The organism is Kitasatospora sp. NPDC001225, assembly GCF_053597855.1.
The window spans coordinates 24,592-38,495 of sequence record NZ_JBSFJC010000036.1 but is presented as its reverse complement, the minus strand read 5'-3'; the positions used below and the strand labels follow the sequence as shown (position 1 = coordinate 38,495).

Genomic DNA, 13,904 nt, shown 5'->3' with positions numbered 1-13,904 from the left:
AGATGGGGGCTCCTGAGTGAGTGTGCTCGACTCGATCATCGAAGGGGTCCGCGAGGACCTCGCCGAGCGGCAGGCCCGGGTCTCCCTGGACGAGCTCAAGGCGCTGGCCGCCAAGGCTCCGGAGGCCAAGGACGGCGTCGCCGCCCTCCGGGGCGACGGGGTCCGGGTGATCTGCGAGGTGAAGCGCTCCAGCCCGTCCAAGGGCGCCCTGGCCTCGATCGCCGATCCGGCCGCCCTGGCGGTGGACTACGCGGCCGGCGGTGCCGCCGCGATCAGCGTGCTGACCGAGCAGCGCCGCTTCGGCGGTTCGCTGGCCGACCTGGACGCCGTCCGCGCCGCGGTGGACACCCCGCTGCTGCGCAAGGACTTCATCGTCACCGCCTACCAGCTGTGGGAGGCCCGTGCGCACGGCGCCGACCTCGCGCTGCTGATCGTCGCGGCCCTCGACCAGCCGGCCCTGGTGTCGCTGATCGAGCGCGCCGAGTCGATCGGCCTCACCCCGCTGGTCGAGGTGCACGACGAGGAGGAGATCAAGCGCGCGGTGGACGCCGGCGCCCGGATCATCGGCGTCAACGCCCGCAACCTGAAGACGCTCGAGGTGGACCGCAACACCTTCGAGAACGTCGCCCACGCCATCCCGGACGGCATCGTCAAGATCGCCGAGTCCGGTGTGCGCGGCCCGCTGGACGTGATCAACTACGCCAACCTCGGCGCCGACGCGGTGCTGGTCGGCGAGTCCCTGGTGACCGGCAAGGACCCGCGTGCCGCGGTCGCCGACCTGGTCGCCGCCGGGGCCCACCCCGCCGTCCGGCACAAGGACTGACCCCCACCCCATGAAGATCGCCGCCCGACTCGCCCCCGGTTGCCGCCCGCGCGGCTGCCGCGCACCCGCACGCCGGGTGCTGGGGCGTCGGGTGCGGTACGTCATCGGGTGCGAGCCCGGGCAGGTGCCGGGACGGCGATGGCGCGTGACGTCCGGCTGAAGCCCAGCCGGGAAGACGTCGTTGTCGTCCATCTCCGTTCAAGGGAAACCACCATGTCCGAAAAGGACTACCTGCCCGGCGCCCAGGTGCCGGACGCGCGCGGCTACTTCGGCGCGTACGGCGGCCGCTTCATCCCCGAGGCGCTGGTCGCCGCGGTCGAGCAGGTCGCCGAGGAGTACGAGAAGGCCAAGACCGACCCGGCCTTCACCGCCGAGCTCGACGCGCTGCTCAAGGACTACACCGGGCGCCCGAGCCCGCTGACCGACGTGCACCGCTTCTCCGCCGAGGCGGGCGGCGCGCGCATCCTGCTCAAGCGCGAGGACCTCAACCACACCGGCTCGCACAAGATCAACAACGTGCTGGGCCAGGCGCTGCTCACCAAGCGGATGGGCAAGACCCGGATCATCGCCGAGACCGGCGCCGGCCAGCACGGCGTGGCCACCGCGACCGCCTGCGCGCTGTTCGGCTTCGACTGCACCATCTACATGGGCGAGGTCGACACCCAGCGCCAGGCGCTCAACGTCGCCCGGATGCGGATGCTCGGCGCCGAGGTGGTGGCCGTCAAGTCCGGCAGCCGGACGCTCAAGGACGCCATCAACGAGGCGTTCCGGGACTGGGTCGCCAACGTCGACTCCACCCACTACCTGTTCGGCACCGTCGCCGGGCCGCACCCCTTCCCGATGATGGTCCGGGACTTCCACCGGGTCATCGGCGTCGAGGCGCGGCAGCAGGTGCTCGACCGGACCGGCCGGCTGCCCGACGCCGTCGTGGCCTGCGTCGGCGGCGGCTCCAACGCGATGGGGATCTTCCACGAGTTCATCCCGGACGCCGGGGTGCGGCTGATCGGCTGCGAGGCGGCTGGCGAGGGCGCCGAGACGCCCCGGCACGCGGCCACCCTCACCAAGGGGGACCCGGGTGTGCTGCACGGCTCCCGGACGTACGTCCTCCAGGACGAGGACGGGCAGACCATCGAGTCGCACTCGATCTCGGCCGGGCTGGACTACCCGGGCGTCGGGCCGGAGCACGCCTGGCTGAAGGACACCGGGCGGGCCGAGTACCGTCCGGTCACCGACGACGCCGCGATGCAGGCGCTGCGGCTGCTGTCCCGCACCGAGGGGATCATCCCGGCCATCGAGAGCGCCCACGCGCTCGCCGGGGCGCTGGAGCTGGGGCGCGAGCTCGGGCCGGAGGCGACCATCCTGGTCTCGCTGTCGGGACGCGGGGACAAGGACATGCACACCGCGGCCGAGTACTTCGGGCTGTACGACGAGCCGGGGGCCGGGTCCGCCGGGCCGGCCGACTCCGCCGAGGGGGGTAAGTGATCATGGCTTCCAAGCTGAGCGACATCCTGGCCGCGGCCAAGGCCGAGGACCGGGCCGCGCTGATCGGCTACCTGCCGGCCGGGTTCCCGACCGTGGACGGCGGCATCCGGGCGGTCAACGCGCTGATCGAGGGCGGCTGCGACGTGGTCGAGGTCGGGCTGCCGCACTCCGACCCGGTGCTGGACGGCGCCGTCATCCAGACCGCCGACGACATCGCGCTGCGGGGCGGTGTGCGGATCAAGGACGTGCTGCGCACCGTCCAGGAGGTCGCCTCCGCGCACCCCGCGGCGGCGGTGCTGGTGATGACGTACTGGAACCCGGTCGACCGCTACGGGGTGGCGCGGTTCGCCGCCGACCTGGCGGCCGCGGGCGGGGCCGGCTGCATCCTGCCGGACCTGCCGGTGGAGGAGTCCGAGGAGTGGCGCAAGGCGGCGGACGAGCACGGTCTGGACACCGTGTTCGTGGTCGCCCCCAGCAGCAAGGACGCGCGGCTGGCGGAGGTCACGGCGGCGGGCAGCGGGTTCGTGTACGCGGCCGCGGTGATGGGCGTGACCGGGACGCGGTCGGCCGTCGGCTCGATGGCCGAGGACCTGGTCGCCCGGACCCGGGCCACCACCGACCTGCCGGTCTGCGTCGGGCTCGGGGTCTCGGACGCGGTGCAGGCGGCGGAGGTCGCCCGGTTCGCGGACGGGGTCATCGTGGGGTCGGCGTTCGTGAAGCGGATCCTGGCCGCGGGCGAGGACGAGGAAGCGGCGCTGGACGCGGTGCGGGCCCTGGCCGGGGAGCTGGCCTCGGGCGTGCGGCGGAGCTGACGCGCGGTAGGACCATCAGGCCGGCGGCCCTCCACTCCTCGGGAGTGGGGGGCCGCCGGTCTTTCGTGGGTGTGTTTCCGGGGCCGCGCTCCTGAGGGGCGCGGCCCCGGGCGCGCGGCATTTGCCGTGCGCGCCGACCGGAGTGCGGACCCGAACGGGTGAACAAGGGGTGGGGACACGCATCAGGCGGGGTTGGCGGACGTTGAGTGGAGGGAGGAGTGCACGAACGGTTGCCGGGGCGAGCGGGAAGGGGTGAGCCGGTGCGGAGTGTCCAGCGGGCCGTCCTGCTGCGGGCGGCGGCGGCCGTGGTGGTGCTCGTCGGCGCGGTCGGGGTGCACGTGGAGGTGGGCCACGCGTTGGCGAAGCGGGGTGCCGAGCGGGCGGAGCGGGAGGCGGTGGCGTGCGCGGAGGCGGCCCGGCATCCCGATCTGTTCGAGGCGGGGTGGTTGGCGGGGTGCCGCTGACGCTCGGGTGTTCGGACTGTTCGGACGGAACGTCACTCATCCGGCGTCATTCCCGACCGCGGAGAAACCCCCCTCCGCCCCCGACGGTTCCTCAGGGAGTGAACGAGTTTCCCGAGGGGGGTTCCCTGATGACCGCGCAGCCCGGTGGCTCCGCGCCCACGCCGACCGCGGGGCGGCCGGTGCCGGCCTGGAGCGAGTGGCTCGGCACGGTCGTCCGGCTCGGCCTCGCGGTGGTCTGGGGGTGGGCCGGGCTGGCGAAGATCTCCGACCCGGCGGAGGCCGCGCAGGCCGTCCGGGCCTACGAGATCCTCCCCGAGGGCCTGGTCAAGCCGATCGGCTACGGCCTGCCGTTCCTGGAGCTGGCGCTGGCCCTGCTGCTGGTGGTGGGCCTCGGCGTCCGGCTGGTGGCCGGGGTCTCCGCGCTCCTGCTGCTGGCGTTCATCGCCGGGATCGCCTCCGCCTGGGCGCGCGGCATCTCGATCGACTGCGGCTGCTTCGGCGGCGGCGGGCACGTCGACGCGTCCCAGACGGAGTACCTCCAGGAGATCCTGCGCGACACCGGGTTCCTGCTGCTGGCCGGGTGGCTGCTGTGGCGGCCCCGCACCCGGCTGTCGGCGGACGGCCGGCTGGCGAGCTGACCCCCACATCCCTGCACCCCGACGAAGGCCCCGACCGTGGATGTCAACGCAATGAGCGAGAAGAACCGAGAAGGCAAGCGCACCGCCCGTGAGCGGATGCTGGAGCAGCGGGCGGCCGACGAGGCCTCCTCCCGGCGCAAGAAGAAGCTGATCGTGGGCGGCTCCGTGCTCGCGGTGATCGCCGCCGCGGTGATCGTCGGCGTCGTGGTGCAGAACCAGCGCTCCAAGCCGGAGACGCCGGTCGCCGCCCCGGCCGGGACGATCGGCGACAAGAACCTGGTCATCCCGGTCGGCGCCGACAACGCGCCCTCCGTCCTCACCGTCTACGAGGACCCGCGCTGCCCCGCCTGCGGCACCTTCGAGCGCGAGTTCTCGTCGACCATCGACCAGCTGGAGGACGCCGGGAAGATCTACACGAACTACCACATCGTGTCGTTCATCGACCGGGCCGTGGCGGGCAAGGGCTCCCGGAACGGCGCCAACGCGCTGGGCTGCGCCCAGGACGCCGGGCACTTCCGGGACTTCCACGACGTGCTGTACCGCAACCAGCCGGACGAGACCAACGACGCCTTCGGCGACAAGGCCGTGCTGCTCGGCCTGGCCAAGCAGGTCAACGGCCTGGACACGCCCGCGTTCCAGTCCTGCGTCAAGGACAGCAGGTTCGGCGGCTGGGTGTCCGCGGTGCAGCAGGACTTCGACAAGTCCAGCTTCAAGTCCACGCCGACGGTGCTGCTCAACGGCCAGCCGGTCTACCCGAAGAACGGCAGCGAGGAGATCACCCCGGCGAACCTGGCGAAGTGGGTGGACGCCGCGAACCAGGGCAAGCAGCTGGGCACGGCGGGGTTCGCACGGGCAGACCCCGGCGCCGACCGGCACCGCCTCGGAGGCCAACAACCCGTCGCCGACGGCCGGCTGAGCCCGCCGGGCCGCGCCGCCCCTCCCCGTCCGGAGGCGGCGGCGCGGCCCGTTGTTCGGTTTCTGTGACCCCAAGGGTGTCCGAGCGGGCCTTCGGACCCTGTAGCGTCGGAACTGCCATGGATATCGCCTACATTCCCAGCCCGTCGCGGGGCGTCCTGTACCTCGGACCGATCCCGCTGCGCGCCTACGCCTTCTGCATCATCCTCGGTGTCGTCGTGGCCGTCTGGCTCGGCAGCAAGCGCTGGGTCGCCCGGGGCGGTGCCAAGCACACCGTCGGCGACATCGCCGTGTGGGCCGTACCGTTCGGCCTGGTCGGCGGCCGCCTCTACCACGTGATCACCGACGGCGGCCGCCTGTACTTCGCCGAGGGGAAGAACCCCTGGGACGCCCTCAAGATCTGGGAGGGCGGCCTCGGCATCTGGGGCGCGGTCGCGCTGGGCGCGGTCGGCGCCTGGATCGGCGCCCGCCGCCGGGGCGTGCCGCTGCCCGCGTACGCCGACGCCATCGCGCCGGGCATCGCCCTCGCGCAGGCGCTGGGCCGCTGGGGCAACTACTTCAACCAGGAGCTGTACGGTCGGTCGACCACCCTGCCGTGGGGCCTGGAGATCGACAAGACGCTGCCCAACGGCGAGGTCGTGAAGGGCGTCTACCAGCCGACCTTCCTGTACGAGTCGCTGTGGTGCGTCGGTGTCGCGCTGCTGGTGATCTGGGCGGACCGCCGCTTCACGCTGGGCCACGGCCGGGCGTTCGCGCTGTACGTGGCCGCGTACACGGTGGGCCGGTTCTGGATCGAGTGGCTGCGGATCGACGACGCGCACGTCTACTTCGGCCTGCGGCTGAACGACTGGGTGTCCATCGCGGTGTTCGTGGGCGCGGTGGCGTACTTCGTGATCGTGGGCAGGAAGCGGCCCGGGCGGGAGGACCCGGCGAGCATCGATCCGGCCGCGCAGGAGGAGCGGGACGCCGCAGCGGAGGCCGCCGCGACGGGCGGTGCCGCGACGGAGGCCGCCCGGGGCGAGGGCAAGGGCGGCAAGAAGGCCGAGAAGTCCGAGGAGAAGGCCGGGAAGGCCGGGAAGGCCGAGGAGAAGGCCGACGGCAAGGCCGAGGAAAAGGCCGACGGGAAGCCGGTTCTGCGGAAGCCGGCCGGGCCCGTGGAGGGGAAGCCGGCCGCCGAGACGGCCGGCGAGGACGTCAAGAACCCGATCTGACCTGGGAGTTCCCCCGGCTGAGGCCACCCTTCGCGAGGCTCGCGAAGGGTGGCCTCAGTGGTGTTCGGACAGCCTTACTTTGCTGGAAATGCCCAGGTCAGACGGGCTACGTTCAGGGCTGACGAACGACGACGGAGGGGAACGACGATGAGTGCGACCATGATGGAGGCCGACGCCGGGCACCAGCCCCGGATACCCGCGGCGGACCACCACCGGGACGTCAACGGCGGCTGGCTGCGGCCGGCCGTGTTCGGCGCGGTGGACGGGCTGGTGTCCAACTTCGCGCTGATGACCGGCGTGGTCGGCGGGGCGGCGTCCAACGGGACGGTGATCCTGACCGGGCTGGCGGGCCTGGCGGCCGGTGCCTGCTCGATGGCGGCGGGGGAGTACACCTCGGTGGCCTCGCAGCGGGAGCTGGTGCAGGCCGAGATCGAGGCCGAGCGGCTGGAGCTGAGCCGCAACCCGCACGGGGAGCTGGCCGAGCTGGCCCAGCTGTACGTCTCGCGCGGGGTGGACCCGGAGCTGGCCCACGAGGTGGCCCGGCAGCTGTCCGCGGACCCGGAGCTGGCTCTGGAGGTGCACGCCCGCGAGGAGCTGGGCGTCGACCCGACCGACCTGCCCTCGCCGCTGGTGGCGGCCGGCTCGTCGTTCCTGTGCTTCGCGCTCGGTGCGCTGCTGCCGCTGCTGCCGTACCTGCTGGGGGCGACCGCGCTGCTGCCGGCGATGCTGCTGGCGGGGGCCGGGCTGTTCCTGTGCGGCGCGGTGGTGGCCCGGGTGACGGCGCGCAGCTGGTGGTTCAGCGGGCTGCGGCAGCTGGTGCTGGGCGGTGCGGCGGCCGGGGTGACCTACCTGCTCGGGTGGCTGATCGGCGGCCATCTGGGGTGACCATGGAGTGCATGGTTATGCTGGTGAGTGGGTGACGTTTCACACATGGGCCTCGGACGGCGCCTGGCAGTGTCTCACCATCCGGGCCTCCGAGCCGCGGATTCGCATCCGCGGACGGGCTCCCGGGATGGATTCCCAGGCGTCCATGATCGGCTTCTGTGGCGGCCCGGTTTCGCCCCTGTTTCAGGCGGTGGACGGTTGGGCACAATCGTCGGGACGTGCACTGTGGCACGTCCTCTCACACGCCCCCCGACCTGCGCGCCGTCCCGCCATGTGGACGGGATATTCCGCTTCTCGGGATCGTGGGCATCATGTAACTCGCACGACACCGCACCATCGCATCAGGGCCAACGTCGTCCCTCCTTGCACCACCTTGCCGAAAGACGACGACGGGAGAGCCGATGCTGTCTGCATCCATGCACTCCGCCAACGAGCCCCAGGCCGGCGCCGCCCGCCAGCCGTACGCGCTCGTGCCGGATGCGCGACCTGCTGCCCAGGGCCTGTACGACCCGCGGAACGAGCACGACGCCTGTGGCGTCGGTTTCGTCGCCACGCTGACGGGCATCGCCGACCACACCATCGTCGAGCAGGCGCTGAACGTCCTGCGCAACCTGGAGCACCGCGGCGCCACCGGCGCCGAGCCGGACTCCGGCGACGGCGCCGGCATCCTGACCCAGGTCCCGGACGCCTTCCTGCGCGGGAAGGTCCCCTTCGAGCTCCCGGCGGCCGGCTCCTACGCCGTCGGCATCGCCTTCCTCCCCGAGGACGACGAGAAGGACGCCGCCGCCGTCGCGCGGATCGAGGCGATCGCGGCCGAGGAGGGCACGACCGTCCTCGGCTGGCGCGACGTCCCCGTCACCCCGGACCTGCTCGGCGCCACCGCGCGCAGCGTGATGCCGCGGTTCCGGCAGCTCTTCCTGGCGAAGGACGGCACGGCCGGCATCGAGCTCGACCGGACCGCCTTCGTGGTCCGCAAGCGGGCCGAGCGCGAGGCCGGGGTGTACTTCCCGTCGCTGTCCGCGCGCACCATCGTCTACAAGGGCATGCTGACCACCGGCCAGCTGGAGCCCTTCTTCCCCGACCTGTCGGACCGCGGCTACGCGTCCGCGATCGGCCTGGTGCACTCGCGGTTCTCCACCAACACCTTCCCGAGCTGGCCGCTCGCCCACCCGTACCGCTTCGTCGCGCACAACGGCGAGATCAACACGGTCAAGGGCAACCGCAACTGGATGCACGCCCGGGAGTCGCAGCTCGCGACCGACCTCATCCCCGCCAACAGCAAGGGCCAGGGCCTGGAGCGGATCTTCCCGATCTGCACGCCGGAGCACTCCGACTCCGCCTCCTTCGACGAGGTCCTGGAGCTGCTCCACCTCGGCGGCCGCTCGCTGCCGCACTCGGTGCTGATGATGATCCCGGAGGCGTGGGAGAACCACGCCACCATGAGCCCGGACCGCCGCGCCTTCTACCAGTACCACTCCAACCTGATGGAGCCCTGGGACGGCCCGGCCTGCGTCACCTTCACCGACGGCAACCAGATCGGCGCCGTGCTCGACCGCAACGGCCTGCGCCCGGCCCGGTACTGGATCACCGAGGACGGCCTGGTCGTCCTCTCCTCCGAGGTCGGCGTCCTCGACATCGAGCAGGAGAAGGTCGTCCGGAAGGGCCGCCTCCAGCCCGGCCGGATGTTCCTGGTGGACACCGCCGAGGGCCGGATCGTCCCGGACGAGGAGGTCAAGTCCGCCCTCGCCGCCGAGCACCCCTACCAGGAGTGGGTCGACGGCGGGCAGATCCAGCTCGCCAAGCTGCCCGAGCGCGAGCACATCTTCCACACCCACGCCTCCGTCACCCGCCGCCAGCAGACCTTCGGCTACACCGAGGAGGAGCTGCGGGTCATCCTCGCGCCGATGGCGCGCACCGGCGCCGAGGCGCTCGGCTCGATGGGCACCGACTCGCCGATCGCCGCGCTGAGCGAGAAGCCGCGCCTGCTGTTCGACTACTTCGTGCAGCTCTTCGCGCAGGTCACCAACCCGCCGCTGGACGCCATCCGCGAGGAGCTCGTCACCTCGCTGCTGTCCAACCTCGGCCCGGAGGGCAACCTGCTGGCCGCCGAGGCCGCGTCCTGCCGCTCGGTCGGGATCACCTTCCCCGTGATCGACAACGACGAGCTCGCCAAGCTCGTCCACATCAACGCCGACGGCGACCAGCCCGGCCTGAAGGCCGTCACGCTCTCCGGCCTCTACAAGGTCGCCTCCGGCGGCGAGGGCCTGGCCTCCCGGCTCGCCGAGATCGCCGCCGAGGCCGACGCGGCGATCGCCGACGGCGCCCGGATCGTCGTGCTCTCCGACCGGCACTCCGACGCCGAGCACGCGCCGATCCCCTCGCTGCTGCTCACCTCGGCCGTGCACCACCACCTGATCCGCACCAAGCAGCGCACCCGGGTGTCGCTGCTGGTCGAGGCGGGCGACGTCCGCGAGGTGCACCACGTCGCGCTGCTGATCGGCTACGGCGCCGGGGCGGTCAACCCGTACCTGGCGATGGAGTCCGTCGAGGACCTGGTCGCCCAGGGCGTGTTCATCGAGGGCGTCGAGCCCGAGAAGGCGATCCGCAACCTGATCAAGGCGCTCGGCAAGGGCGTGCTCAAGGTCATGTCCAAGATGGGCATCTCGACCGTCGCCTCCTACCGAGGCGCCCAGGTCTTCGAGGCCATCGGCCTCTCCCAGGACCTCGTCGACGGCTACTTCTCCGGCACCACCACCAAGCTCGGCGGCATCGGCCTGGAGGAGATCGCCCGCGAGACCGCCGCCCGGCACGCCAAGGCGTACCCGGCCTCCGGCATCCCGGCCGCGCACCGCGCGCTGGAGATCGGCGGCGAGTACCAGTGGCGCCGCGAGGGCGAGCCGCACCTGTTCGACCCGGACACCGTCTTCCGCCTCCAGCACGCCACCCGCAACCGCCGGTACGACATCTTCAAGCAGTACACGGACCGGGTGAACGAGCAGTCCGAGCGGCTGATGACGCTGCGCGGCCTGTTCCGGCTGAACGGCCTGGAGCGGGAGCCGATCCCGGTCGAGGAGGTCGAGCCGGTCTCCGCGATCGTCCGGCGCTTCTCCACCGGCGCCATGTCGTACGGCTCGATCTCCCGCGAGGCGCACGAGACCCTGGCCATCGCGATGAACCGCCTCGGCGGCAAGTCCAACACCGGCGAGGGCGGCGAGGACCCGGACCGCCTGTACGACCCGGAGCGCCGCTCGGCGATCAAGCAGGTCGCCTCCGGCCGGTTCGGCGTCACCTCCGAGTACCTCGTCAACGCCGACGACATCCAGATCAAGATGGCCCAGGGCGCCAAGCCCGGCGAGGGCGGCCAGCTGCCCGGCCACAAGGTCTACCCGTGGGTCGCCAGGACCCGGCACTCCACCCCGGGCGTCGGCCTGATCTCGCCGCCGCCGCACCACGACATCTACTCGATCGAGGACCTGGCGCAGCTGATCCACGACCTCAAGAACGCCAACCCGGCGGCCCGCATCCACGTGAAGCTGGTCTCCGAGGTCGGCGTCGGCACGGTCGCGGCCGGCGTGTCCAAGGCGCACGCCGACGTCGTCCTGGTCTCCGGGCACGACGGCGGGACGGGCGCCTCGCCGCTCACCTCGCTGAAGCACGCGGGCGGCCCCTGGGAGCTCGGCCTCGCCGAGACCCAGCAGACCCTGCTGCTCAACGGGCTGCGCGACCGCATCGTCGTCCAGACCGACGGCCAGCTGAAGACCGGCCGCGACGTGGTCATCGCCGCGCTGCTCGGCGCCGAGGAGTTCGGCTTCGCGACCGCCCCGCTGGTGGTCTCCGGCTGCATCATGATGCGGGTCTGCCACCTGGACACCTGCCCGGTCGGCGTCGCCACCCAGAACCCGGTGCTGCGCGAGCGGTTCTCCGGCAAGCCCGAGTTCGTGGTCAACTTCTTCGAGTTCATCGCCGAGGAGGTCCGGGAGATCCTGGCCTCGCTGGGCTTCCGCTCGATCGAGGAGGCCGTCGGCCGCGCCGAGCACATCGACGCCCGGGCCGCGATCGACCACTGGAAGGCCGCCGGGCTGGACCTCGCCCCGCTGTTCCACGTGCCGGCGCTGCCCGAGGGGGCCGCCCGCCACCGCACCACCACCCAGGACCACGCGCTGGACAAGGCCCTGGACAACCAGCTGATCGCCCTCGCCGAGGACGCGCTGGAGCGCGGCGAGACCGTCCGGATCCAGCTGCCGATCCGCAACGTCAACCGCACCGTCGGCACCATGCTCGGCCACGAGGTGACCAAGCGGTACCGGGGCGAGGGCCTGCCGGAGGGGACCATCGACGTCACCTTCACCGGCTCCGCCGGGCAGTCCTTCGGCGCGTTCCTGCCGCGCGGCGTGACCCTGCGGCTGGAGGGCGACGCCAACGACTACGTCGGCAAGGGCCTCTCCGGCGGCGTGGTGATCGTCCGACCGGCCCGCGAGGCGGCCGCCATCGGCAACGACGCGCAGAACCACGTCATCGCCGGCAACACCATCGGCTACGGCGCCACCGCGGGCCGCGTCCACCTGCGCGGCAAGGCCGGCGAGCGCTTCGCCGTCCGCAACTCCGGGGCCACCCTGGTGGTCGAGGGCGTCGGCGACCACGGCTTGGAGTACATGACCGGCGGCCGGGTCGTCGTCCTCGGCGAGACCGGGCGCAACCTCGCGGCGGGCATGTCCGGCGGCATCGCGTACGTCCTGGACCTGCGCCCCGCGAACGTCAACGACGGCATGGTGGGCATCGAGGCCCCCACCGCCGCCGACCGCGACTGGCTGCGCGAGACCGTGCAGCAGCACTACGAGGAGACCGGCTCCACCGTCGCCGCCGAGCTCCTGGCGGACTGGGGCAGCGGGGTCTCCCGCTTCTCCAAGATCATGCCGACCGACTACAAGGCAGTGCTCGCCGCCAAGGACGCCGCTGAGCGCGATGGCCTCTCCGAGGCCGAGACCACTCGCAAGATGATGGAGGCGGCTAATGGCTGACCCCAAGGGCTTCCTGACCACGCCCAAGCAGCTGGCCGAGCGCCGCCCCGTGGACGTCCGTCTGCGGGACTGGAACGAGGTCTACGTCGAGCGCAGCCTCCTGCCGATCATCACCAAGCAGGCCGGCCGCTGCATGGACTGCGGCATCCCGTTCTGCCACAACGGCTGCCCGCTCGGGAACCTCATCCCCGAGTGGAACGACCTGGCCTACCGGGACGACTTCGTCGGCGCGATCGAGCGGCTGCACGCCACCAACAACTTCCCGGAGTTCACCGGCCGCCTGTGCCCGGCCCCGTGCGAGTCCGCGTGCGTCCTCGGCATCAACCAGGACGCGGTGACCATCAAGAACGTCGAGGTCACCATCATCGACAAGGCCTGGGACCGCGGCGGGGTCACCCCGCAGGTCCCGGAGCGGCTCTCCGGCAAGACCGTCGCCGTCGTCGGCTCCGGCCCGGCCGGCCTCGCCGCCGCCCAGCAGCTCACCCGCGCCGGGCACACCGTCGTCGTGTACGAGCGGGCCGACCGGATCGGCGGACTGCTGCGCTACGGCATCCCCGAGTTCAAGATGGAGAAGCGCCACATCAACCGCCGCATCGAACAGATGCGGGCGGAGGGCACCCGGTTCCGCACCGGCGTGCACGTCGGCGAGGACATCACCGGGCAGCAGCTGCGCGAGCGCTTCGACGCCGTGGTCGTCGCGGCCGGCGCCACCACCGCCCGCGACCTGCCGGTGCCCGGGCGCGAGCTCAAGGGCGTCCACCAGGCCATGGAGTACCTGCCGCTGGCCAACAAGGTGCAGGAGGGCGACTTCGTGGAGTCGCCGATCAGCGCCAAGGGCAAGCACGTGGTCGTGATCGGCGGCGGCGACACCGGCGCGGACTGCGTCGGCACCGCCCACCGGCAGGGGGCGGCCTCCGTCACCCAGCTGGAGATCATGCCGCGGCCCGGCGAGGACCGGCCCGGGCACCAGCCGTGGCCGACCATGCCGATGACGTACAAGGTCACCTCCGCGCACGAGGAGGGCGGCGAGCGGATCTACTCGGTCAGCACCACCCACTTCAGCGGCGACGAGGACGGCAACGTCCAGGAGCTGCACCTCGTCGAGGTGGAGTTCAGGGACGGCCGGTTCGAGCAGGTCCCCGGCACCGAGCGGGCCATCCCGGCCCAGCTGGTCACCCTGGCCATGGGCTTCACCGGGACGGACGTGCGCAACGGGCTGGTCGAGCAGCTGGGAGCGGACCTCGACGCGCGCGGTAACATTGCCCGCGATGGCCGGTTCGCCACCAATGTCGATGGCGTGTACGTCTGCGGAGACGCCGGCCGTGGCCAGTCGCTGATCGTCTGGGCCATCGCGGAAGGCCGCTCGGCCGCCGCGGCGGTGGACAAGTACCTCGGCGGCAAGACCCCGCTTCCCGCGCCGATCCGGCCCACCGACCGCCCCCTGGTGGTCTGACGGGCCCCGGACGCTCCGACCGGCCCACCCCGAACCCCCGGCGCCGCATCGCCGGGAGCTCAACCCGCTGCCCCCGTCAGAGTCGCCGGGCCAACGCGGTCTCCTGGCGCCTGCCCTCTTCCCCGACCAGTTGGAGGGCGGGCGCCGTCGCGTACCCGCACGGAGGCCCCTGAGTCCTCCCCGGGCCGCGGCAACTCTCGGAC

Annotated in this window: 11 protein-coding genes; all 11 read left to right on the top strand. The window is 72.3% G+C overall.

Annotated features, from left to right (window positions below):
* Positions 1–16: 16 nt before the first annotated feature.
* A complete protein-coding gene (gene trpC, locus ACWDCZ_RS15255) occupies positions 17–823 on the top strand; it encodes an indole-3-glycerol phosphate synthase TrpC (protein ID WP_049651216.1) in 807 nt (268 codons plus the stop codon).
* 10 nt (positions 824–833) lie between these two features.
* A complete protein-coding gene (gene trpM / locus ACWDCZ_RS15250; RefSeq protein WP_188296911.1) occupies positions 834–983 on the top strand; it encodes a tryptophan biosynthesis modulator TrpM in 150 nt (49 codons plus the stop codon).
* A 53-nt stretch (positions 984–1,036) separates the two neighbouring features.
* Positions 1,037–2,305 carry a tryptophan synthase subunit beta gene (gene trpB, locus ACWDCZ_RS15245; protein WP_074000949.1) on the top strand — a complete coding sequence of 423 codons (1,269 nt, stop codon included), beginning with the start codon at positions 1,037–1,039 and terminating at the stop codon, positions 2,303–2,305.
* 2 nt (positions 2,306–2,307) lie between these two features.
* Positions 2,308–3,117 (top strand): tryptophan synthase subunit alpha, encoded by an 810-nt coding sequence (trpA, locus tag ACWDCZ_RS15240; protein ID WP_375873970.1) that lies wholly within the window; start codon positions 2,308–2,310, stop codon positions 3,115–3,117.
* A gap of 260 nt (positions 3,118–3,377) precedes the next feature.
* Positions 3,378–3,581, top strand: coding sequence for a hypothetical protein (locus ACWDCZ_RS15235; RefSeq protein WP_049651214.1), 204 nt, complete (start codon positions 3,378–3,380; stop codon positions 3,579–3,581).
* Positions 3,582–3,709: 128 nt separating this feature from the next.
* A complete protein-coding gene (locus tag ACWDCZ_RS15230) occupies positions 3,710–4,219 on the top strand; it encodes a MauE/DoxX family redox-associated membrane protein (RefSeq protein ID WP_449816128.1) in 510 nt (169 codons plus the stop codon).
* 51 nt (positions 4,220–4,270) lie between these two features.
* On the top strand, positions 4,271–5,203 hold the full coding sequence (locus ACWDCZ_RS15225) for a DsbA family protein (protein WP_449816127.1): 933 nt from the start codon (positions 4,271–4,273) through the stop codon (positions 5,201–5,203).
* Between the two features lie 50 nt (positions 5,204–5,253).
* A complete protein-coding gene (gene lgt, locus ACWDCZ_RS15220) occupies positions 5,254–6,345 on the top strand; it encodes a prolipoprotein diacylglyceryl transferase (protein WP_449816126.1) in 1,092 nt (363 codons plus the stop codon).
* A 159-nt stretch (positions 6,346–6,504) separates the two neighbouring features.
* Positions 6,505–7,230: a VIT1/CCC1 transporter family protein gene (locus tag ACWDCZ_RS15215; protein ID WP_107418648.1), complete on the top strand. Its 726-nt coding sequence runs from the start codon at positions 6,505–6,507 to the stop codon at positions 7,228–7,230.
* Between the two features lie 416 nt (positions 7,231–7,646).
* Positions 7,647–12,248: a glutamate synthase large subunit gene (gltB, locus tag ACWDCZ_RS15210; protein WP_198959309.1), complete on the top strand. Its 4,602-nt coding sequence runs from the start codon at positions 7,647–7,649 to the stop codon at positions 12,246–12,248.
* Positions 12,241–13,701, top strand: a complete 1,461-nt coding sequence (locus ACWDCZ_RS15205) for a glutamate synthase subunit beta (protein ID WP_049651209.1) — start codon at positions 12,241–12,243, stop codon at positions 13,699–13,701. The genes gltB and ACWDCZ_RS15205 overlap by 8 nt, the downstream gene beginning before the upstream one ends.
* The last annotated feature ends 203 nt before the right edge of the window (positions 13,702–13,904 follow it).